We start from the raw sequence: 22,340 nt of genomic DNA, 5'->3' as shown, positions 1-22,340 counted from the left end.
AGGCCGATAAAGATCGACACGCAAGTCAGCGCCAGAACAATCGCGAACGGAAAGCCCGTTGCAATGGCCGCCTGAGGTCACAGAGCCATTCCCCAGAGAGCCAGCCTACGAAATCAGAGCGATGAGCATCGGCACAAAAGAGGATTTTATGAAATCCACCTGGCTCAATTGGAGGCCATTCAAGTTTGTTGAAAGCTGGGTTATTCAGGGCTAATCCACCAGGTCGGGTCAGCAGCGCAGCCATCCATCTAAACGGGCTGTCAGAAAAATCACGAACGCATCGTTTGGTCCAACGATCAAGCCAGCAACAACCCCTAATAATCGGCTCCTAAATTGTCCGACTTAAATTTCCGATTTGCTTCTACACTCCAAGTACCGCGCGCATCAGGCATGCGTTGAAATCTGGTCGCTATACGGGCAACATTTCTTAGTTAGAATTAGACATTCGTTTCTTTGATTGTTGAATAAGCATTCTGACGAGTTTGCTGACCGCATCCGTAACTTAGAAAGTCAAGCCACTGAATCTGCCTGCCGATACAACCGACCCATGATCAGCGGCGTAAGATACATCGGGATCTGATAGGCGCCGATAAATACCATGATAGGCAAAGTCAGTTCGGGGGGTAGCGCGACGAAGAAGATAGCAATGTTCCGGTTTCCAGCTATCAAGGAAACCGCTGTTGCCTTTGCGGGAGGGAGACTAGCGCGCGTCAATCGGAACGAGACCACCTGAGCGCCAAAATTTATAACACAAGCAAACACAATCCAAAATATCGCCACACCTGGGTTAACTATGGCCACCGCACTCAATGATGGCATCAGGCCGACCACAAATACGGCAAGCGTGATCGTTGCCGCGCCTTCCATATTCAGAAGCGTGGCGTTTGACGGCTCGCGAAGAACCGTCCTCCGCAACACAACGGCAGAGAGGATAGCGACCACGATGGTAAGAAACAAACGAAGGGTGGTCATCAGCACAGCTTGCATATCACCCAATTCAGGCATCAGCCAAAAAATTGGTAAGGCGGTAATTGGCAGCAGAGCAGTCCCCGCCAAGACCAGCCGCATCGCGTATTCTGCGGGATATCTCATCATCAGGCACATATTGGGACTGCCCGAAATTGATGGAGCCGCTGCCATGATTAGCAACGACAGAAAGACCGGAGTATCAGTCCAGCCACCAACAATACCTACCCCCGCCACCAACAGCGGCATGGCCAGCTGAAAGGAAACGATTGTTACGGCAACCTGCTTCAGATCAACCAGCGAACCCAAAATGGCACCTGGTTTCATCCGCAGCAGCGTTAGAAAAAGCAACACCATGACCAAGGGTGGCAAGAACGGCCGCATTGGTTCGGCCAGCCCCGGCAACAAAAGACCTGCGACAAGCCCCGACACCAAGACATATGGGCCGTGACGTGCCGCGAGGTGAAGCGGGTTCAAGGCGTTCTACCCGCCCGGACTTTGGCGCAGGTTTTCAGGCAACCAGGTGGCCAGTTCAGGGAACCAGATCAGAACAAAAACCATGAGCACCATGATCAGGAACATTGGTATTGCAGCACGCGCGATATAGCTCATCTCGTGGTTGGTCATCCCTTGCATCACGAACAGGTTGAACCCGATGGGCGGTGTGATCTGCGCCATCTCGACGACGACCACGATGAAAATCCCAAACCAGATGAGATCAATTCCGGCGTCACGGATCATCGGTTCGACAACGGCCATGGTCAGCACGACCGAAGAAATCCCATCGAGAAAACAACCCAAAATGACATAGAAAACCAGCAGGACCATCAACAGTTCGAACCGTGTCAACTCCCACCCCGCGATTAGGTCCGCCAGCCCACGCGGTAGGCCGGTAAAGCCCATCGACAGAGACAGGAATGCAGCGCCCGCAAGGATCAGGGCAATCATTGCGCTGGTGCGGGTCGCGCCCATCAGGCTTTCAGTGAAGGTCTTCCAATTCAGAGACCCCTGCCCCGCGGCCAACAACAGACCTCCGATCACGCCAAATGCGGCCGCCTCGGTCGCGGTGGCATATCCCAGATACATGGACCCGATTACGACCATAATCAGCAAGATCACCGGTAATAGGAAACGAGAGTTCTTGACCTTTTCGGAAAAGGTCAACTTGCCCTCGTCGTTGGGGTTCCAGTCTTTGCCAACTTTGGAATAGATGGCGACGTAGCCCATAAACATCGCAGCCAGCACAAGGCCAGGCAGAATACCCGCAAAGAACAGCTTGGTAATCGATTCATTGATTGTCACCCCATAGACGATCAACGTCAGCGACGGCGGGATCATTAGCCCAAGCGTTGCCGCTCCGGTTAGTGTACCGATGACCATGCGTTCGGGGTAGTTGCGCTTTCGCAGTTCCGGGATCGACATCTTGCCAACCGTAGTCAGCGTGGCCGCAGAAGACCCCGAGACCGCAGCAAACACAGTACAGCCTACGATATTCGTATGCACTAACCCGCCAGGCAAAGGTGCCATCCACGGTGAGAGCCCTTTGAACATGTCTTCAGATAATCGCGTGCGGTAGAGGATTTCGCCCATCCAGATGAACATCGGCAAGGCGGTCAGCGTCCAGGATGACGACGCTGACCAGATAGTCGTGATCATCACATCGCCCACAGGGCGTGTTGTGAATAGTTCCATCCCGACCCATGCGACGCCCATAAGGGCCAGACCGACCCAGACACCGGTGCCCAACAAGGTGAAGAGGACAAAGAGGAAGAGGATAATGACGGATATATTCTCCATGCTCTTACTCTCCGTGGCTCTGATCGGCCAGATCACGGGTGATGCGGTGATCACCCTTGAACAGGACGTGGAACAAGTGATCGGTGAGCGCGATGGCGAGAATGACGGCTCCGATCAGCATGGTTGATTGAGGTATCCAAAGGGCGGTTTTGTCCTGCCCCTGGCTTATGTCGTTGAACTTCCAACTCCAGTACACAAATCGATAGGCGTACCAGCAGAAGTACCACATGACGGCAGAGCCGATGGCAAAGCACCAGATTTCGAGAATTCTGCGAAAGCCATCGGGAACCGCATTCAAGAGGATGGAAACCCGAATATGGCTGCCCCGGTTCAGGGCGTTGGCGAAGGCCAGAAACGACGCAGCAGCCATCGCGTATCCTGCATAATCCGGAGCGCCGGGAAAAACTTCGCCGGTCCAACGGGCCAGCATTTGCACCACAATCAACACCAGAATGGCAATCAGGCTGAGCGCCGCCAGAACCCCTGCTGCCAGATAGATGAAATCCAGTACGGACCTGAGCCCTCGCATTGCCGCCATGCTGTCCCCGCTGTGTTTTGTAGATTGGGAGCTGGCGGCAGGTTGGACCGCCGCCCGCATTGGAGTGGTTACTGAGAGTTGAACGCGTCGACGATGGCTTTGCCTTCGTCACCAGCGGCCTCAAGCCACTCGTTCGTCATGGTGACGCCGATTTCTTTCAGCTCATTCGTCATCTGCTCGGACGCAGGACCAACGGTCATACCGCCATCGCGCAGACCCTGAAGCGTAAAGCCGGTATATTCCTTGGCGCGCCAGTTACCGGCATACTCGGCCAGTTCCGCACAGCCTTTGATCACATTCTTATTGGCGTCCGAAACACCAGACCACACCTCTGAGTTGACCATCACATAGTTGCGCGGCAGCCAGGCATCCACCTCATAAAAGTAGTTCAGGCTTTCCCAGACCTTGCGGTCATATCCAGTTGAGCCGGACGACACCATGGAATCCGCCACACCGGTGGCAAAGGCCTGGCTGATCTCAGCCGCCTCGATGGTGACGGGCAGCATCCCGGTCAACTCGGCCAGCCGCGAAGTGGCATTGTTGTAGGACCGGAACTTGATCCCTTCCATATCCGCAACCGAGTTCACTTCGTTCTTGAAGTACAGACCTTGCGGTGGCCATGGCACGGCATAAAGCAGGGTCAGGTTCTGCTCGGCCAGCAGCTTTTCAATCGAAGGTTTAGCAGCGTCCCAAAGCTTGGCGCTGTCATCAAATGACGTTGCCAGGAACGGGATCGAGTCAAAGCCAAACAGCGCGTTTTCGTTCTGGTGACCAGACAGCAGACGCTCACCAATTGGGGCTTGCCCGGTCTGGATCGCACGCTTGATGTCGGCACCTTTAAACAGCGAGCCAGAAGGGTGCGTGACAATCTCAATCTCGCCACCTGTGCCGGTGGTGACGCATTTGGCAAACTCCGCGCCCGTGGCCGAGTGGAAGTTTGATGCCGAATAGGCCATCGGCATATCCCATTTCTCGGCCATTGCAGGTGCGGCTGCGGCAGCTGTCAGAGCGGTTGCCGCCAGAAGGCTTGTCAGTTTTTTCATCATGTTTCTCCCTGTTAAGTTTTGACGCGCCGGCGTTCTTCGCCAGTCATTTCTATATTGCGAAACGCGAGGGTGCATAGACGCTCATGTCTGTGTTCGGGGTTCTGCCCGCAATCATCTGGGCCAGAAGTCGCCCCGTTTTCGGCCCGCCTGTCAGGCCTATGTGATGGTGCCCAAAGCCCATATACGCATCGCTGATCCCCGGAGCCTCACCAATAATTGGGATCGAGTCAGTTGGTGCTGGGCGGTGCCCCATCCATTCCACTTCCTCCTTCCATGTCAAACCCGGAAAGGCCATCCGGGCATTCTTGCGCATCAGTTCAAACGGCGCGCGCGAGGGTGGCGCATCAAGTCCGCCAAACTCCACAATGCCAGCCAAACGAATGCGGCCATCCATCGGTGTGGCAACAAATTTGCCAGAAACCACCATGACCGGACTGCGCGGCATGGCAGAAGGCTCCACCAATTCAAGATGATAGCCGCGTTCGCTCTCAAGGGGAACAGAAATGCCCAGACGCTTGGCTAAAGGTCCTGACCAAACGCCTGCGGTTACGATCGCAGTGTCGCACGCGATGGTTTCCCCGCCCGTACGAACGCCGGTTACCTTTCCATTCTCCTGAACCACATCATCGACTGCGGCACGAAGGATCGTGCCTCCATTTGCTTCCACATACGCCGCCAGATCTTTGACATAGCGACCCGGGTCAGTGATGTGGCCGTGGTCCGAGAGCTTCGCAGCAAAACCGATGTCTTCACTATAGACCGGGTCATAGGCATGGAAGGCTGGGCCTTCCAACTCGTCCCATATGAAACCGTTCCGACGACGAATGTCCCACCCAAATGCGTCTTCCTTGTAATGCGTCCGGTCTTTGTAGAGGAACAGGTAGTCGGATGGCACGATCCACTTTTCAGCGCCAGTGCCCTCGGCCAGCGCTTTATGGTCGTTCAGGCTGTCGCCAACAATTGGTGTCAGAGCTGCAGCGATGCGTTCCACATCTGATGCATTCGCATGACTCAGATAGCGGGTCATCCAAGGGACCAGCTTTGGCAGGTACCCCCATTTCAAAAACAATGGCTGCGACGGGCTGAGCAGCATTTTGGGCGCTTTTCTGAGAAGCCCCGGAACAGTCACTGGCACAATCGAGCAGGACGCCAGCACGCCCCCATTGCCGTGGGAGGTCCCCTCCCCCGGTCCCGCCTTGTCGATCAGGATTACCTTATGTCCTTCCCTCTGCAGCCATACCGCAGCAGACACGCCGACGATCCCGGCACCGATGATCGCTATGGTCTTCTTCTCGCTCACGCCGCCACCGCCTTTGCCACTGCATAATGGTCAAGTTTGGCTATATCTGGCCTATTGCCGAGACCAGGAGCGTCAGGGACGACCACCTGGCCGCCGCTGACTTGGAAGGGGCTTTCCAGAATGTCTTCTTTCAGGAAATAGGAAGCTTGGTAGAACTCGCAGCCCAACGTGATCTCAGGAGTTGCCGCAATCATGTGCGTTCCTGCCAGATGTGCCAGTCCAGCCTCGAACATATCGCCGCCATAGGCTGTCAGACCGTGTGCTGCAGCAACACGGGCCACAGACTGCCCCCGGGTCAGACCACCGGATTTCATGATTTTCACAGATACCCCATCACAAATGCCCTCGCGCGCGGCACGTTCCATATCTTCAGGGCCAAAGACACTCTCATCGGCCAGCAGCGGTACGTCGATCATTTGTCGTAGCTTGCCCATCATACCGAAATGGTGGGCCCGGACGGGTTGCTCGATGAAATCCGGAGCGAATTGCGCAACATCACGTACCTGAGCGGGAGCGTCCTCAATATTGAGCCCCTGATTATAGTCCACTCGAACCGAAAGCTCCGGATAATTCTGAGCGAGATACTCTAGTCGCATGATATCAAAGGCGTGATCCTTAAACCCGGTTTTGAGCTTCACAAGGCGAACGCCATCCGCCTGCAACCGAGCCAAGAGGTCAATATCCTGCACAAAATCTGGATTCGCGATAGAGCAACTGAGCGGGATGGTCTCACGACACCGCCCACCCAGAAGGGACCAAACCGGAACTCCGCTGATCCTGCCTGCAAGATCAAGCAACGCAGTCTCCAATGCGGCCTTCGCTTCGGTGCAATGTGCGACCGCATAAGCCGCCCGCGCCATGATCGCTGACCGATTAGCGACCACCTGTCCGACCACGAGTGGGCGCAGATAACGATCCAGGGCTGCGTAGGTGGCTTCGGGGGTGCCTGTGAAAACGGACCAAGGGGACGCTTCACCAAACCCTTCGTTGCCGTCTTCGGACTTGAGACGCAGAACAACGACTTCGCAGACGCCTTCAACGGACCCAATACCGTGATCTCGGCGCGAGGTAACCGGCAACTCAAGGTGCCAAAGATCATAGCCAATGATTTTCTGTGACAGATTGCCCATTGCGCCCCCAGCCTATGGCGAGAGCCTGCCTTGACCGAGCTATCATTTCAAATACTATATTATCTAGAGATCATCAGAAAAAATGATACTGTAAAACATGTCCCTGCGTTTTCGTCAGCTTCAAGCCTTTCATGCAATAATGGAGACCGGAACCGTGACAGGCGCGGCTTCGGTGCTTGGAATTTCACAGCCGGGTATCAGTAACCTTTTGGCCCAACTCGAACGAGAAGCGCGGCTACCTCTATTTGAGCGTAACAAAGGGCGCCTTCTGCCTACGCCAGAAGCTGAATTGCTGTATCGCGAGGTTGATACCGTTGTTCGAGGCCTGGACCACGTGGCGCAGGCCGTCACGGATCTGCAGAACAAGCACCCCGGCCAATTGCAGATCGCCGCACCACATCTTTTATCCTTCGGCTTCATGCCGCGTGAGATTGCTCGCTTCGCCAAAAGCCGCCCGAACCTATCGGTAAGTTTTCAATCGCAATATTCCTCGAAGATTCAAGAGTGGGTAATCTCTGGCTTGTTTGAGATCGGCATTGTCGAGATGCCCATTCTGCATGACACGCTAAACTACCAAGTCTTTCAGTTTGAAACGCTGGCAACCTTCCCAGAAGGAAGCCCATTGGCTGCCCATGATGTGCTCACACCCGAGATACTCGAAAACGAACCGTTCATCGTGATGGGTCCTGAACATCAAACACACAGGCGGACCAGGGACATCTTCCAATCCGCGGGGCGCACCTGGCGGACTCAGATCCACACCCATCTGTCCGAAAATCTGCTGAGCTTCGTTAAGCAAGGTATGGGGGTTGCGATGATCGACCCCTTTACCGTTACTTTTGATGGCGAGCGCGGGTATCAAACCCGCCCTTTCCGACCCGCCGTGATGCTGGATCTGGCAATCATCACCGCCAAAGGACGCCCTCTTTCAACGATTGCTCAGGATTTTCTGGCCCAACTGACCCCTTCAATTGCCTCTTACGCTACCCACTCCGAAACCGGCGCAGCGGCCTCGTGAAGCTGTTGCGAATGGATGTCGACCAGTGTGGGTCCATCATGCTCAATCGCCTGTTTCAGAACTTTCGGTAGATCCTCAGGGTCTTTGACTGTCCAGGATTTCACACCGAAGGCACTTGCGACGGCGGCGTGGTCGGTGCGGTTGAAATCGACGTTGTAGTAGCGCTGGCCAAACCCCGCGTTCTGTCCCGCTTTGATCCAGCCAAAGACTGAATTCGAGAACACGATCGATGTGATCGGCATGTTGTGCCGCACCATGGTTTCGAACTCACCACAGGTAAATCCAAAAGAGCCGTCCCCCATTACGGATAACGTCTTGACCGAAGGCCGCCCGACATGTGCGCCCATAGCGGCACCCAAAGAATACCCCAGCGCCCCATGGGCCCGATTGGTAATGAAATGCCGCCCGGGTTTCCGCCAGCGGTAATGTGCACTGAAATAAGGACATGGCGTGCCTGGATCAGCGACCACAATCGCATCGTCATCCAAAATATCCATCAGCGAGGCCATAACCGCTTCGGGACGGATCGGTGTTTCGTGGCTAGCAGCGAGCGGGCCGAAGGCCGCCATCTTGGCCGCCCATGCGGCGCTGGCTTTGGCAGCACCACCAAGCTTTGGCAGATCACTCCGTTCTTCCAGCGCTTCGGCCAAAGCCTCAAGTGCCAATCGGGCGTCGGCACAAATTGCAACCTCGGTCGGATAATTGGCCCCGATCACCATCGGATCACTGTCGATATGAATGATAGTGGCATTGCGCGCGGGGCTTCTCCAGCGTTCAGTCGTAACTGATCCTGCACGACAGCCGATGAAAAGAACGACATCGGCTGCGTCCACCACTGCACGGGTGGCAGGTACCCCGCCATTCGACCCGACGACACCCAAGGCAAGAGTATCTGTTTCGGCGATGGAACCCTGCCCGGATACTGTCGTGGCAACGGGCATATCCAACAGCGCCGCGACACGGCGCAGGGCGTCTGTTGCTCCGGACAAAACAGGTCCTCCCCCGCAGACCGCCACTGCGGATTTCGATTCCGCGAGTATTTCTGCAGCCGCCTCGATCGCGTCCGGATCAGGCCCTGCGCGCTCGGCTGGATAACTGCGATGCCGGGCATCCGCCCAGATTTCGGCCTCATCGACCGGCGCTTTCTGAGTGTCAAAGGGCAGAGCAAGATGTGTGGCCCCGGGAGTTCCAGTTGTCATCGCTCGAAAAGCAGCACGCACCATGGCTGGCAGTCGCGTGGCATCATCCAGTGATGCGTTCCACTTAGCCAGCGGTTTGAACAACGCGGGCTGGTCCAATTCGGTGAGCGGATACTTCCCCCGACTGGTCGTTGCCACATCTGAGGTAATTGCCAATATAGGGACCGAGCTTTCATTGGCCTCGACCACACCGGGTAGAATGTAGGTCGCCCCACCCCCAGAAGGGCCTTCGCATACACCTGGCTTACCAGTCACCCGTGCGTAACCATCTGCCATATAGGCTGCATGACGCTCGTCCCGGGTCAGAATGTGCTGAATACCATGATCCATGTGGGCCAGCGCGTCATAGAACGGCAGGGTTGTATCACCACACAAGCCAAACATGTGCTTCACACCATGCGCTTCCAGCATACGAACCATTGCTTCGGCTCCGGTCAGATAATTCGTTCCCGTCATGGTAGATGCCCTTTCGATTCTTCCTGCACACAGTACTGTATACAGTTTTGTATATTGATTTCAAGAACGGCGTGTGGCACCTGTAGATCAAGGAGAAATGCTTATGGCGGGTCCACGCGTTGATGACATCTACGATCAGGTGAAGGCGATGGCGGTCTCATTCCGCCTGCGTCCCGGCGATCGATTGAACGAAGTCGCACTATCGAAAGAATTGGGCGTCAGCCGGACCCCATTGCGTGAGGCTTTGAACCGGTTGGTCGCAGAGAGATTGTTCGACTTTCGCCCAGGACAGGGTTTTTTTTGCCGCGCTCTGGATGCCCAAAGCATTTTTGACTTGTTCGAGTTGCGCCAAATCATCGAAACCGCCGCAGTCCGAGCGGCGTGTACTAAAGCCTCTTTAGAACAATTGCAGGCGCTCCATGATGAGCTGTATGCAACCGGTATCGATATCACCGGATTGACGGTCGAAGAAGCGGTGACCCGGGACGAGGCATTCCATCTAGGAATAGCCAAACTATCCGGAAACAAAGAGTTGCTGCAGACGCTGACACGGATCAACGAGCGCATTCGCTATATTCGCTGGATTTCCATGAGCCTTGACCGGGTTCAGCGATCGAAAGACGAGCATAAACGTGTCATGCAGGCACTGATGGACCGAGATGCCGATGAAGCTGCACGGGTTTTGGGCACCCACATCAACAAGCGGATGGATCAGGTGCAGGATGCGGTGCGCCATGGGATATCCAGTATCTACATGGAAGGGTCCAAAGATATCTCGACCCGCATCATTCAGGAGGCGCAGTCATGATCGCGAAGGGCGGCAAATCTATCTATGGTGCATCCGTCGGGATTCTCATGCTGGACGCCCAGTTTCCGCGGGTTCCCGGCGATATGGGGAATGCGCAGACATGGTCGTTCCCGGTGTTGTATCGCATTGTTCGCAACGCTTCACCTGATCTTGTGGTCCGGCAACGGGCAGAAGGGCTGCTGGACGCGTTCATCGACGCCGCAAGAGACCTTGTCAAAGATGGGGTGGACGGGATCACCACCAATTGCGGCTTTCTCTCGCTGTTTCAGGAAGAACTGGCCGACGCGGTATCTGTCCCTGTAGCAACCTCCTCTTTGATGCAGGTTGAGATGGTCAATCGCGTTTTGCCTGCGGGAAAACATGCCGGAGTACTGACCATTTCCGCATCGACGCTGAGCAAAGAACACCTAAGAAAAGCTCGTGTTCCCGAGGGCACACCAATCGGCACAACCGAAGGAGGTATCGAATTTACCTCGGCGATCCTTGAAAACAAACTGACATTGGATGTGGACAAAGCCCGCACCGACAATGTCAAAGCGGCGCTTGCCCTTCAGTCCGACAATCCCGACCTTGGCGCCATCGTGTTGGAATGCACCAATATGTGTCCCTACGCGCCGGATATTCAAAAAGCGACAGGCCTGCCCGTATTTTCCATCGTGTCTTTCATAAACTGGTTTCATGCCGGACTAACTCCGCCTGAGTACCTGTAAAGTCCCAGAACACAGGAACTGCCCCTACACACTTAACTTAGGAAGCCCATATCACCTTCCCTACGGTTAATATGTTAAGGAAAGCGCTTGACCTCAGCGGGCACATTACTTAACATGTTTATCAAATAAACGCAGAGAGAGGGGCTATGCCGCATCTTCACGTCGACTACTCGGGAAACCTCGAAAATATCGTGGACATGAGCGGTCTGTGCGAATGCCTCCGCGCGGCAGCGGCGGATATTGATACCTTCCCAACGCCCGGAATTCGCATTCGCGCGGTGCGGGTCGATCACTATGCCATCGCCGATGGAAACCCGGCCCACGGGTTTATCGATATCTCGATCCGCCTGCGCGCAGGTCGCAGTGAAGATGTGAAACAAGATGCCACTCGGCGCATCTTTGAGGCAGCCAATACTTATCTGGCCCCGGCTATGGCCCGCCATTCAATCGCATTGTCGCTGGAAATGCGTGACATAGACCCTGAGCTTTCCCCAAAAACCGGCACGATCCGCGACCATATGGGCGCGGCCCGTCAGGAGACCTGATACATGAGCGCACTGGACAGCAATATCGAAAAACTGGTTGGCTATCTGACCCGTTTCAAGGAAACTGGAATCAGAAACCGGATCAATGGGAAAGACCACGATGGCTCTGGTGGTGTGTTTCAATCCACGACACCAGTTGATAAAAGCACCATCTGTGATGTGGCCCGCAGCACTGAGGCTGATGTAGATGCGGCGGTCCAAGCCGCAAAGGACGCATTTCCAGCGTGGCGGGACATGCCCGCAACAGAACGAAAGAAAATTCTGATCAACATTGCTGACGCAATCGAGACGCGCGCCGAAGAGATTGCCCTATGCGAATGCTGGGACACGGGACAGACATGGCGGTTCATGTCCAAGGCAGCTTTGCGCGGGGCCGAGAACTTTCGCTATTTTGCTGATCAGGTGGTGCAGGCCCGCGATGGTCAGCAGTTGAAATCACCAACCTTGATGAATGTTACCACCCGCGTACCGATTGGTCCTGTGGGTGTGATCACGCCATGGAACACGCCGTTCATGCTGAGCACATGGAAGATCGCTCCTGCGTTGGCTGCGGGCTGTACCGTGGTTCACAAACCGGCCGAAGATAGCCCGCTAACCGCAAGACTGCTGGTAGAGATTGCAGAAGAGGCCGGGCTTCCACCAGGTGTTCTGAACACCGTAAACGGTTTTGGTCATGATGCAGGCAAACGTCTGACTGAGCATCCTGCGATCAAAGCAATTGCTTTTGTAGGTGAAAGCCGCACCGGAAGCATTATCACCAAGCAAGGGGCAGATACATTGAAGCGGATGCATCTTGAACTAGGCGGAAAAAATCCGGTGATAGTGTTTGATGACGCCGATCTGGATCGTGCGCTGGATGCGGTAATCTTCATGATTTATTCGATCAACGGTGAGCGCTGTACTTCGTCGTCGCGTTTGCTGGTGCAAGATACGATCAAAGAGGATTTCGAAGCCCGCTTGATTGAACGTGTCAACAACATCAAGGTCGGGCATCCGCTGGACCCAGCAACCGAGATTGGCCCGATTGTAACCGAAGAACACTACAACAAAGTCACCAGCTACTTTGACATCGCCAAGGTGGACGGTGCTACGATCGCTGCAGGTGGCGAGAAAGTCGGCGACGAAGGCTATTTTATCCGCCCCACCCTGTTCACTAACGCCAATAACCAGATGCGGATTGCGCGCGAGGAAATATTTGGGCCCGTTCTGACCTCAATCCCCTTCTCGACCGAGGACGAGGCGCTGACTATGGCGAACGACACAGACTATGGCCTGACCGGCTATGTCTGGACCAACGATCTGACCCGTGCCCTACGCTTTACCGACAAGCTCGAGGCTGGGATGATTTGGGTAAACTCGGAGAATGTTCGACACCTACCCACACCGTTTGGCGGGGTAAAGGCATCCGGCATAGGTCGCGATGGCGGCGATTGGAGCTTTGAGTTCTATATGGAACAAAAGCATATCGGTTTTGCCACAGGGCAACACAAAATCATGCAATTGGGTAAGCTATAGTAGGCCAACCCGCTCGAAAGACTAAAAATTCAGGAGGAGATCATGGGCGAAATCGTTCTTGCTGCAAAGATGACCCACGTACCCACGCTGCTTATGTCCGAGCAGGAAGGGCCGATAAAAGGCAAACGTCAGCCAGCCATTGACGGTCACCGCGAAATCGCACGTCGCGCGAAAGAGCTGGGTGCAACCACAGTGGTTATTTGTGACACCCACTGGGTTATCAATGCCGGGTTCCACATCAATGCGAACGAGAAGTTCGAGGGGCTGTTCACCTCAAACGAATTCCCTCAGTTCATTCAGAACCTGCCTTACTCGTATCGGGGCAACCCGAAAATGGGGGACGCGATTGCCAAAATCGCATCGGATAAGGGCGCCTATACTCTTGCACATCATCTGGACAGTCTTGAACTGGAATATGGCACTTTGGTCCCGATGCGGTTCATGAGCCGCGAGCATGACATGAAGGTCGTCTCCGTCGCTGCTTGGGCCACGGTTCACGATCACGACGAAAGTCGGATCATCGGTGAAGCCATTCGCGAGGCGGTCGAGGCCAGCGATGAGAAGGTGCTGCTGGTCGCGTCCGGTTCCCTGTCGCACAAGATCTGGGCCAACAAGGATTACGCTGCCAATAACGGCACATTTACCATCAGCTCGGAATTCAACCGCCAGATGGACTTGCACGTTCTTGAAATGTGGAAGAACGGCGACCACGCCACATTCCTCAAAATGCTGGGTGACTATGCCAATTTCTGCTGTGGTGAAGGTTCGATGCACGACACGGCGATGCTTTATGGCGCACTGGGATGGGATGCCTATGACAAGAAGTGCGAGGTCGTGACTGAGTACTTCCCCAGCTCGGGCACCGGACAGACCAATGTCATCTTCCCTGTTTGAGCCCTCGAATTGCTCAATCAGAACCTGAGTGTGGCGGCTAACAGTTGAATTTCAGCATAAGACCGGACCCCGCTAACGAGGATACAAATCAATGCGCTATGCAACTTACACAGCCAATGAAGAGCTATTCTACGGGGCGGTTGCCGATGAGGGCATGATCGCTCTTTCGCCGGATTTTCCCCACTGGCCATCTCTGTATGATGTTATAGCTGCAGGTGCATTGGACCAGCTAGGGGCGGTTGCCAAAGGCAAACCTGTGACACACACCGAGTTCACGTATGAAATGGTCATGCCCAATGCGAGGCGCATCCTGTGCGTTGGAGTAAATTTCCCTGATCGGAATGCCGAGTACAAAGATGGCAGCGCGCAACCGAAATACATGTCGCTGTTTCCACGTTTCGCCAGTGGATTTACGGGCCATGAACAAAACCTCGTTCGTCCTCCCGAAAACCACACATTGGACTACGAAGGCGAGGTTGCGATTGTCATCGGCAAAACGGGGCGACGTATCCCTCAGGATCAGGCCTATGACCATATTGCAGCGCTGACACTGTGCAACGAAGGCACGATCCGCGATTGGGTCCGGCACGCGAAATTTAACGTCACGCAAGGCAAGAACTGGGATCGTTCTGGGTCCATCGGGCCGTGGCTGGTGCCATTTACCAACGCCTCTCAGCTGGATGACGCCCGTATCGTCACCCGCGTCAACGGAGAGGTACGTCAGGACGATACGCTGAACCGCATGATGTTTCCGATCCGACGCGAGATCGAATATATCTCGACCTTCATGACCCTGCAGCCTGGGGATATAATCGTTACCGGCACGCCCACAGGCGCGGGTGCACGGTTTGATCCGCCTAAATACCTCAAGCCCGGTGACGTGGTCGAAATCGAAGTCGAAGGCATTGGGACTTTGCGCAATGGCATCGAGGACGAAATTGTATGACACCCGCCGAGCACGCAAAAGCCGCTGCAGACTTGCTTGAAGCCGAACGCAGCGGCAATCAGATCGGCCTTCTGTCTTTGCGTCATCCTGAGATGGGGATGGATGATGCTTATGAGGTACAAAACGCAATCTATCGCGCCAAGTTGGCCGAGGGTCGCAGCGTGGTTGGTTGGAAGATCGGCCTGACCTCGAAAGCGATGCAATCCGCGCTAAACATCGATATCCCTGACAGCGGTATCCTGTTTGACGACATGATCTTTGACAATGGCGCAACCGTGCCTGCCGACCGATTCATTCAGCCCCGCATCGAAGCTGAGATCGCCTTTGTCACCAAATCTCCGTTGGGTGGAGAAAACGTGAGCCGAGAAGATGTGATTGCAGCCACTGACTATGTCGCACCTGCCATCGAAATTCTCGATACACGGATCCAGCGTGTAGACCCTGAAACCGGCAAGACCCGAACCGTGTTCGATACCATCAGTGACAATGCGGCCAACGCTGGCATTGTGTTGGGTGCCGTGCGTCATAAGATCGATGCTGCTGATCTGCGATGGGTCGGAGCTCTGACATTCCGCAACGGTGAAATCGAAGAAACCGGACTGGGAGCGGGTGTGCTGAACGACCCAATCGAAAGCGTTGTTTGGCTGGCGCGCCGCATGGCCACATATGGCCAAAGCATTGAGCCCGGCCAGATTATCCTGTCCGGTAGTTTTATCCGACCGGTCGAATGCCCTTCCGGGACCGAAATCCATGCTGATTTCGGCGCGTTTGGGTCCGTTGACATTCGCTTCGCTTAAAAGAGAGTTCGCCATGCCTGCCCCAACAAACCGCTTTAAGATCGCGCTAAAAGAAAAACTCCCCCAAATGGGCTGCTGGATTGGCTTGGCAAGTCCATACGCCGCCGAAATCTCGGCAACCGCCGGATTTGATTGGCTGCTAGTAGATGGCGAACATGCCCCGAATGATCTGCGCTCGATACTGGAACAGGTGCGCGTGATTGAAGCCTCCGACAGCATACCACTCGCCCGCTTGCCGATCGGCGAAACATGGTTGATCAAGCAATATCTGGATGCGGGTATTCAAAGTCTCCTTGTACCAATGGTTGAAACTAAGGATCAGGCAGAAGAACTGGTTCGGGCGGTTCGGTATCCGCCTATTGGGTCACGCGGTGTCGGTTCGTCTTTAGCTAGGGCGTCGATGTTCGCCGCAATCGACGACTATCTCACCACTGCAGATGACCAGATATGTCTGATCGTTCAGGTTGAAAACCGTGCCGGCATGGCGGCACTTGACGGAATACTGGAGACCGAGGTTGACGGGGTCTTTATTGGACCAGCAGATCTGGCTGCTGATATGGGCCATATCGGCCAGGCAGGACACCCAGAGGTCAAGGCCGCCGTGCTTGATGCCATAAAACGCACAGTGGCCGCTGGCAAGGCGGCAGGTATTCTGACCACGGACCCCGAGATGCAACGCCAATGTCTTGATCTGGGTGCAACCTTTGTAGCCACCGACATTGATGTAACCCGGTTTGCTAGTGCTATTCGCACGAGCGCGCAACAAGCGTTGAGCCTGCTTCCTGACCAGACAGCATCGGGACGGATGACCTCGGCCAACAGCAGCAAATATCTGCAACAACTCTGCAAGCACTGGTCGCACAAGGCCGAGGTTGAATTCAACGAGACGCACGGCCGGATCAACTTTTCGGATGGCAAATCTGTCGAGATGTCGGCGACCCAAGACTATCTGTCGATTGTCGCTACAACGGGCGCGCGCGGTGATCTGGAGCATTGGAAACAGATTATTGAACAACACCTCTTACGCTTCGCCTTCCGCGAAGACTGCACGCCGATCTGGGATCAGAGTTCTTCCTGATCCGTTCACGCAGATTTGACAGCGACGAGTCAACAACTGGCCCACTTCTGGTCGCTTACTGGCAGCGTCGCGCCGTTTGACGCATTGAACAAAACCATTGTTTGTGAGACGAACCGGCGCAGTGCAACTACGGGCAAGCCAATTGGTGTACTCCAATGTCCTCAACCGAGCGTTGCTGCCAATTTTAGTGGAGAAGGACGGGTACCGATGACCTTGACGCCAATTGAGCTGCTGAAGGCGAATGCGCCGACAACCCGCCCTGTTGTGGCGCTGAGCGAAGGAGCAGACCCGCGGATAGTAGCAGGGGCGCTGGCGGCTCATAGTGCGGGTGTCGCCGATATCATTCTGGTCGGACCAAAAACAGAGGTTGAAGCCGCATTGCAGGCCGAAGACGCATCAGCAGGCGACGGTATCTCGATCCACGACCCGACCCAATCTTCCCTGACTGAGGCTTTTGCAGCCGAGTATTATAACCTGCGAAAACACAAGGGTGTTGACGAAGCCAAGGCGCGGCAGGCGGCGGAAACGCCATTGGTCTATGCGGCGATGCTGGTGAGACTCGGACACGCAACAGGCACAGTGGGAGGAGCGGTACATACAACTGGCGATGTTGTCAGGACCGCAATTCAGGTCATTGGCATGAAACCTGGCGCTGGAATGGTGTCATCCTTTTTTCTGATGTACCCGCCCGAAAACGCACAACCCGGTGCACGTGCGATGCTGTATTCTGACTGCGGATTAGTAATAGACCCGAATTCGGAAGAATTGGCGAGTATTGCTGCTGCGTCGGCGGTTTCCGCGCGTGCCTTGCTGCGGGAAGAACCAAAAATCGCGATGCTGAGCTTTTCAACCAAGGGCAGCGCACGCCACCCGTCGGTCGACAAAGTAGTCAACGCAACAGAAATACTCCGCGCGAAACACCCGGAATTGAACGTTGATGGAGAACTGCAATTCGACGCCGCATTTGTTCCATCGATCGGCGAACGCAAATCACCCGGATCGACAGTTGCCGGACAGGCGAACATCAAGATTTTTCCAAATCTGGATGCCGGGAATATTGGCTATAAGATGACCCAGCGGTTAGGCGGTTATCTGGCAATTGGACCGGTTCTTCAGGGCCTAGCCAAACCAGCCAACGACCTATCGCGGGGCTGTAGTGCAGAGGATGTGACACAGATTATCGCTGTGACCATCCTTCAGGCGCTTGAATCCTAAAATCAGGCACCTGGCCTTCAGTTTTGACAGGCTAGCGACCCATTCAAGACACTTGAAGGACCTGTCTGAATGGTCTCCGCCAATGCGTCTCTCCCTCACCTACCTGAAAATGAAACATCGGGAGACGATCTCCTTCGTGTCGCATTTTGCACGCTGGAAATCTGATAAATCCGAAACCTTGGTGTCAGCACCGTGGTGTATAGTTCGGCGGCGCTGGAAACTGCGGTGTAAGCACCATTTCTTGATGATCGCCCGAGCCGGTCAATTCATTTGGAGTCCGCTATAGCAACCCCGTTCCAGTCTGCCGGTGGTGGCGACACCAGATAGGTGTTTGAGCGCTCTATCATAATAGCTGAAGCCTGATCACCGCCCCGGCCTCGTTCTGCAGCTTCGAAAGCCCGGATCGCCGCTTCGAAACGGAGGTTTCGGTAGTGCTCAAGTCCTTCTTCGTAAGCTTTTATCCATGAATGCGATCCCGCAGAACTGTCGGCCATTTCGATTAACTCATAAATCACCAGACCACCTGTTCGACCATAAACTGCCAATGTGTCGAGCTCGCGTACCACAATTGAATCACTTGCAGCACGGCGCGTTTCCGGGCCGATCAGAACCGAAGTTCCATAAATCTTGTTGGCACCTTCCAGACGGCTGGCAATATTAACAGCGTCGCCTATCGCTGTATAATTCAATCGCTCTTCTGAACCGATATTCCCGACCAGCGCATCGCCTGTATTTAGTCCCACACGTATGCTCAGGGGGCGCCCCTCATCATCTTTGATACCTGTTGCGGCAACGGATTCGACAAGATCCAAAGACGCCCTGCAGGCATGTTCGGCGTGATCGGCGTCGGCACGCGGGGCACCCCAGAAGGCCATGACAGCATCACCCATAAACTTATCAATCGTCCCATCATGTCGGGCGATAGCGGAAGATGCAGCGCTGAAGAACGGCGCCATTAACTGAACAATTTCGGGGCCCAGCTTTTCCGAAAGCCCTGTAAAACCAGCCACATCACAAAACAGAACTGAAATTCGCTTTAGGTCTCCGCCCGGCTGCGTTTTGATCCCCTCTGCAACCAACATCCGAACAAGATCAGTTGGTACATATTTGCGAAAGGCCGATAGGCCTGCCGCCATATTCGCGGTTGCCGCTGAAAGATTCGAAAGTTCGCGAAGCTTTGAGGGTCTGCGGGTGATCTTTTCAGTATCAAATCTTTCAACGCGGCTCAGGTCTTCGACGATGCGTGCCAAAGGATTTGCGACAACCGTTCGGACAAGCCAAATTGCCAGCGCCGTTGCAACGACGACGACTCCGACCAGAATATAGAGCAAGTTCACCAGTGTCTGATTGATTCCGGACAAGAAAGCAGACTCGGGAATAACCGTCGCCACGCGCCACCCATAAAACCCCAACGGTGTCAAAGCCACTGCATAGGGCACACCATCGTTCACAATCCTAGTTGTAGAGTTCATGGACGCGCGCGAAATCGAATTCCCCAGCAGTTGCTGCCCGGACTTCTTGGCAACTTCGTAAAGCTGACCTTCACCCATCCGGGCAGGTGTGATCTCATCCGCCTCGGGATCAGGAACTGCGATCACTTTCCCGTCAGCGTCAAGAATAAATGCAGCGCCAAATTCACCAGGTCGCAGTGTGCCCAGAAAACGCGACAGCCTGTCAGTTTCGATGACAACAGCCAGAACACCCTGACGCTTGCGATTTACGTCGACGGGGCCTGCAAACGCATAAACCGTCTTATGACCACCGGGCAGATCGCGGGCTTCGATCCAGTCGGCAGTGCCCCGGCCTATGAAATTCCGATACCAAGCGTGATCACGCGGATCAAAGGTTGTCGCCGAGAAAGCCCGTTCTTCGAACTGAATATCACCCGGAATAAAAATGTATCGGTCGGTCCGCAGCATTCCATCTCGGATTTCGCTGTCGATCTCGATCATCTCAAGCCCACCATCCCCCAAGCGGTGAGCGGCGAAGTAATTCCCGTCTGGCCAACCAAACATGATCCACGAAATGTTTGGTTGCGCCTGCAGTTGCGACAGAAAGACAAACTCGCGTTTGTCGGCCTGTCGCGTGGCGATGACATCCTGAACAAAGATGGTTCGCACGGCTGCCCAGGCTGCCTCGGCAGATCTTAGCGTCAGGCCAACTTCGATCCGAACAGTATTTGCGATCTGACTATTGATCTCAGCCGCCAGCATTCGGCTGTTCTCGCGTGCAGTCGTCCACCAAAGCGAATGCACCAGAAAAGTTGACACGCCAATCGACAACGCAACCAGCAGAGTCACCGCGATCCCTACACTGATGCGCATGTCTGCTCCAACACGATACATCGTCGGGAAATTGCAATTTCAGTGCGCGGTTCAACCATATGATTCCTCATGCCCCTGCCGACATGGCCAATCCACCCAGATTGACCACTAAATAGCCTGACCATTTGACGCGCCGTGCCATATGGCCTCTTTCTCGGCGAATGATCGCACACAAACTGGTAGCAGCGTAATCAATTCACATTGAACGAACCTGCGCTTTAGAATTCGAAGGGCCAACGTCTTCTACCCGGTCACGGTACAAATGAAAATCAGTCGAACTAATACCAAGTTCAATGTTCAAGCCCCCGTGTGTGATAGAAACTGAACTTCGATATTTCAATCGTTGCAAAACGACCGGTTCCCGGCAGTTGTCACAATCAGACAATTAAAAAATTGGCCAGACCCACCGAGGGAGGTCCGACCACCGTAAGTTCTGGATATCGCCTATTACGCCACTTCAAGCGCGTCGGAATTGATGGCGAAACGAGCGGTTGCTGGATCGGACATGTAACGCACTTCCAACTCGTCGAGACGACCGGTCAATTCGTTCACACAATCGATGATGTACTGAACTTTCGCGTCATCCATCAGATAACTGAAATTCAGACGTACCCAACCCGGTTTAAGCAACTCTTTTCCTTCCCGCAGATCGCTGAATAGCTGTTCGGATTCAGGTTGTCCTATTTCCAGAAGCCGATGCGCATACGGACCTGCGCAGGCACATCCACCTCGTACCTGAATACCATAAACGTCGCTTAGCATGCGGGTAAAAAGCTGGTGGTGGAAACGCGATCCATCAGCACGGTTCACCCGAAATGAAAAGATTGGCAATCGATGCGGATGATCAACGCCCAACAGGGTCAGTAGCGGGTTTTTGGACCAGGCCTTCAATGCCATTTCGTTCATCTCTGCTTCGCGTGCAGAGATGAAGGCCTGACCAATTTCGTCTTTGATGATAAAGGCCAGCGCAGCGCGAACATCACCAATAACATTGGGGGTGCCTGCCTCTTCGCGGGCTGCGATATCGGACGAGTACCGATGATCCCACGGCGACACGAAGGTTACTGTCCCTCCTCCCGGCCACGATGGGATATCCAGACAAACAGTGTCATCGCGCACTATCAATACCCCGCTGCCTCCAGGCCCCCCCGGAAACTTGTGTGGTGAAACAACGACTGCGTCTTTTTGGCAATCATCGGCGGGGTTCATATCAATCGGCAGATAGGGACCAGCTCCTGCGTAGTCCCAGACCGACAATGCACCATGGGACTTGAGCAAGCGCGTGACCTCATCGGTCGGAGTGACAATACCCGTGACATTGGACGCTGCCGAAAAACTGCCGATTTTGACGTCAGCGTCAGCATGATCCTTCAATGCCGCTTCAAGCAGCGCCAGATCAGGGCCACCTTCTGCGGCTTCGGGGATTTCCACTACTTCAGCTTTTGATTCACGCCATGGCAGCAGATTGGAATGGTGCTCGTAAGGACCAATAAAAACAACAGCCTTGGCAGCGTCGTTGATACCAAACAGCGCGACAAGTCGGTTAAGGCCTGCAGTAGCACCAGAACCGGTAAATATCGTGCTGCACCCTGCGGCATTGGTAAGACGCGAGATTTCTGCCCGGGCTTCGGCGCGCAGACGGGTCATAAAGGAACCGCAGAACGATGCTTCGGTATGGCTGTTGGCATAATAGGGCAGCACGGAATCTCGGATATAGTCCTCAACCTGAGTAAGAGCCCGTCCGGAGGCAACATAATCTGCGTAAACGAGTGATACATCGCCAAACAGGCCCGGGATGCTTGCCCCGTCACCAATTACGCCTTCGCGCAAGTTGCGAACAAGGTTATCGGATTTTAGAGAACTACGAAAATCTGCAAGCGACATGAGAATACTCCTTTGATGAGTATTTTATATGCAAAGATAGAAAAATATGACCCAAAGTTATCACCATTGGCATATTAATCGATAATTATGAACGAATAATAGGGTCGATATTGGGTTAATTCGCCAACTCTAATTTTCTGCCACACCGTTATCGAGGCGCTCGTTTAGCGCCAC

Annotated in this window: 19 protein-coding genes; 10 read left to right on the top strand and 9 right to left on the bottom strand. The window is 54.4% G+C overall.

The features are described from left to right. Positions 1-510: 510 nt before the first annotated feature. The 6 genes from ACR3EJ_RS22675 to ACR3EJ_RS22650 form a co-directional block, all read right to left on the bottom strand. A complete protein-coding gene (locus tag ACR3EJ_RS22675; protein WP_480423585.1) occupies positions 511-1,371 on the bottom strand; it encodes a hypothetical protein in 861 nt (286 codons plus the stop codon). Positions 1,372-1,449: 78 nt separating this feature from the next. After that, positions 1,450-2,763, bottom strand: coding sequence for a TRAP transporter large permease (locus ACR3EJ_RS22670; RefSeq protein WP_010441588.1), 1,314 nt, complete (start codon positions 2,761-2,763; stop codon positions 1,450-1,452). A 4-nt stretch (positions 2,764-2,767) separates the two neighbouring features. Beyond that, positions 2,768-3,301, bottom strand: a complete 534-nt coding sequence (locus tag ACR3EJ_RS22665; protein WP_170406962.1) for a TRAP transporter small permease — start codon at positions 3,299-3,301, stop codon at positions 2,768-2,770. Between the two features lie 68 nt (positions 3,302-3,369). After that, complete coding sequence (locus tag ACR3EJ_RS22660) at positions 3,370-4,344, bottom strand: TRAP transporter substrate-binding protein (protein WP_170543997.1); 975 nt, start codon at positions 4,342-4,344, stop codon at positions 3,370-3,372. 52 nt (positions 4,345-4,396) lie between these two features. Then, entirely contained in the window at positions 4,397-5,647 is a 1,251-nt protein-coding gene (locus ACR3EJ_RS22655; RefSeq protein WP_170543995.1) for an NAD(P)/FAD-dependent oxidoreductase, read from the bottom strand. Further along, on the bottom strand, positions 5,644-6,777 hold the full coding sequence (locus tag ACR3EJ_RS22650) for an enolase C-terminal domain-like protein (protein ID WP_170543993.1): 1,134 nt from the start codon (positions 6,775-6,777) through the stop codon (positions 5,644-5,646). Before ACR3EJ_RS22650 ends, ACR3EJ_RS22655 begins: the two co-directional genes overlap by 4 nt. 97 nt (positions 6,778-6,874) lie before the next feature. On the opposite strand from ACR3EJ_RS22650, the gene ACR3EJ_RS22645 reads away from it, so the two are divergent. Then, entirely contained in the window at positions 6,875-7,795 is a 921-nt protein-coding gene (locus ACR3EJ_RS22645; RefSeq protein ID WP_170543991.1) for a LysR family transcriptional regulator, read from the top strand. Here the strand turns inward: ACR3EJ_RS22645 and ACR3EJ_RS22640 are convergent. After that, positions 7,756-9,450 (bottom strand): thiamine pyrophosphate-binding protein, encoded by a 1,695-nt coding sequence (locus ACR3EJ_RS22640; RefSeq protein WP_170543989.1) that lies wholly within the window; start codon positions 9,448-9,450, stop codon positions 7,756-7,758. The genes ACR3EJ_RS22645 and ACR3EJ_RS22640 overlap by 40 nt on opposite strands. A gap of 103 nt (positions 9,451-9,553) precedes the next feature. Between ACR3EJ_RS22640 and ACR3EJ_RS22635 the strand changes: the two genes are divergently transcribed. The 9 genes from ACR3EJ_RS22635 (at position 9,554) to pta (ending at position 17,958) form a co-directional block, all read left to right on the top strand. Continuing rightward, positions 9,554-10,258, top strand: a complete 705-nt coding sequence (locus tag ACR3EJ_RS22635; protein ID WP_170543987.1) for a GntR family transcriptional regulator — start codon at positions 9,554-9,556, stop codon at positions 10,256-10,258. After that, on the top strand, positions 10,255-10,968 hold the full coding sequence (locus ACR3EJ_RS22630) for an aspartate/glutamate racemase family protein (RefSeq protein ID WP_170543985.1): 714 nt from the start codon (positions 10,255-10,257) through the stop codon (positions 10,966-10,968). Before ACR3EJ_RS22635 ends, ACR3EJ_RS22630 begins: the two co-directional genes overlap by 4 nt. 146 nt (positions 10,969-11,114) lie before the next feature. Then, positions 11,115-11,513: a 5-carboxymethyl-2-hydroxymuconate isomerase gene (locus ACR3EJ_RS22625; RefSeq protein WP_170543983.1), complete on the top strand. Its 399-nt coding sequence runs from the start codon at positions 11,115-11,117 to the stop codon at positions 11,511-11,513. Between the two features lie 3 nt (positions 11,514-11,516). Beyond that, complete coding sequence (gene hpaE / locus ACR3EJ_RS22620) at positions 11,517-13,028, top strand: 5-carboxymethyl-2-hydroxymuconate semialdehyde dehydrogenase (RefSeq protein ID WP_170543981.1); 1,512 nt, start codon at positions 11,517-11,519, stop codon at positions 13,026-13,028. Positions 13,029-13,070: 42 nt separating this feature from the next. Continuing rightward, positions 13,071-13,922 carry a 3,4-dihydroxyphenylacetate 2,3-dioxygenase gene (gene hpaD / locus ACR3EJ_RS22615; RefSeq protein WP_170543979.1) on the top strand — a complete coding sequence of 284 codons (852 nt, stop codon included), beginning with the start codon at positions 13,071-13,073 and terminating at the stop codon, positions 13,920-13,922. 91 nt (positions 13,923-14,013) lie between these two features. Further along, positions 14,014-14,868 (top strand): fumarylacetoacetate hydrolase family protein, encoded by an 855-nt coding sequence (locus tag ACR3EJ_RS22610; RefSeq protein ID WP_170543977.1) that lies wholly within the window; start codon positions 14,014-14,016, stop codon positions 14,866-14,868. Further along, positions 14,865-15,665 carry a 2-oxo-hept-4-ene-1,7-dioate hydratase gene (gene hpaH, locus ACR3EJ_RS22605; protein ID WP_170543975.1) on the top strand — a complete coding sequence of 267 codons (801 nt, stop codon included), beginning with the start codon at positions 14,865-14,867 and terminating at the stop codon, positions 15,663-15,665. The genes ACR3EJ_RS22610 and hpaH overlap by 4 nt, the downstream gene beginning before the upstream one ends. A gap of 13 nt (positions 15,666-15,678) precedes the next feature. Continuing rightward, positions 15,679-16,743 (top strand): aldolase/citrate lyase family protein, encoded by a 1,065-nt coding sequence (locus ACR3EJ_RS22600; protein WP_170543973.1) that lies wholly within the window; start codon positions 15,679-15,681, stop codon positions 16,741-16,743. Positions 16,744-16,950: 207 nt separating this feature from the next. After that, complete coding sequence (pta, locus tag ACR3EJ_RS22595) at positions 16,951-17,958, top strand: phosphate acetyltransferase (protein ID WP_170543971.1); 1,008 nt, start codon at positions 16,951-16,953, stop codon at positions 17,956-17,958. Between the two features lie 266 nt (positions 17,959-18,224). On the opposite strand, the gene ACR3EJ_RS22590 is transcribed toward pta, so the two are convergent. After that, positions 18,225-20,282: an adenylate/guanylate cyclase domain-containing protein gene (locus ACR3EJ_RS22590; protein ID WP_170703419.1), complete on the bottom strand. Its 2,058-nt coding sequence runs from the start codon at positions 20,280-20,282 to the stop codon at positions 18,225-18,227. Positions 20,283-20,729: 447 nt separating this feature from the next. After that, positions 20,730-22,166: an aminotransferase class V-fold PLP-dependent enzyme gene (locus tag ACR3EJ_RS22585; protein ID WP_170543968.1), complete on the bottom strand. Its 1,437-nt coding sequence runs from the start codon at positions 22,164-22,166 to the stop codon at positions 20,730-20,732. Positions 22,167-22,340 lie beyond the last annotated feature (174 nt).

It is taken from the genome of Ruegeria sp. AB11, assembly GCF_056536325.1.
The sequence above is the reverse complement of the archived record's forward strand: the minus strand, read 5'-3'. Positions and strand labels throughout refer to the sequence as shown.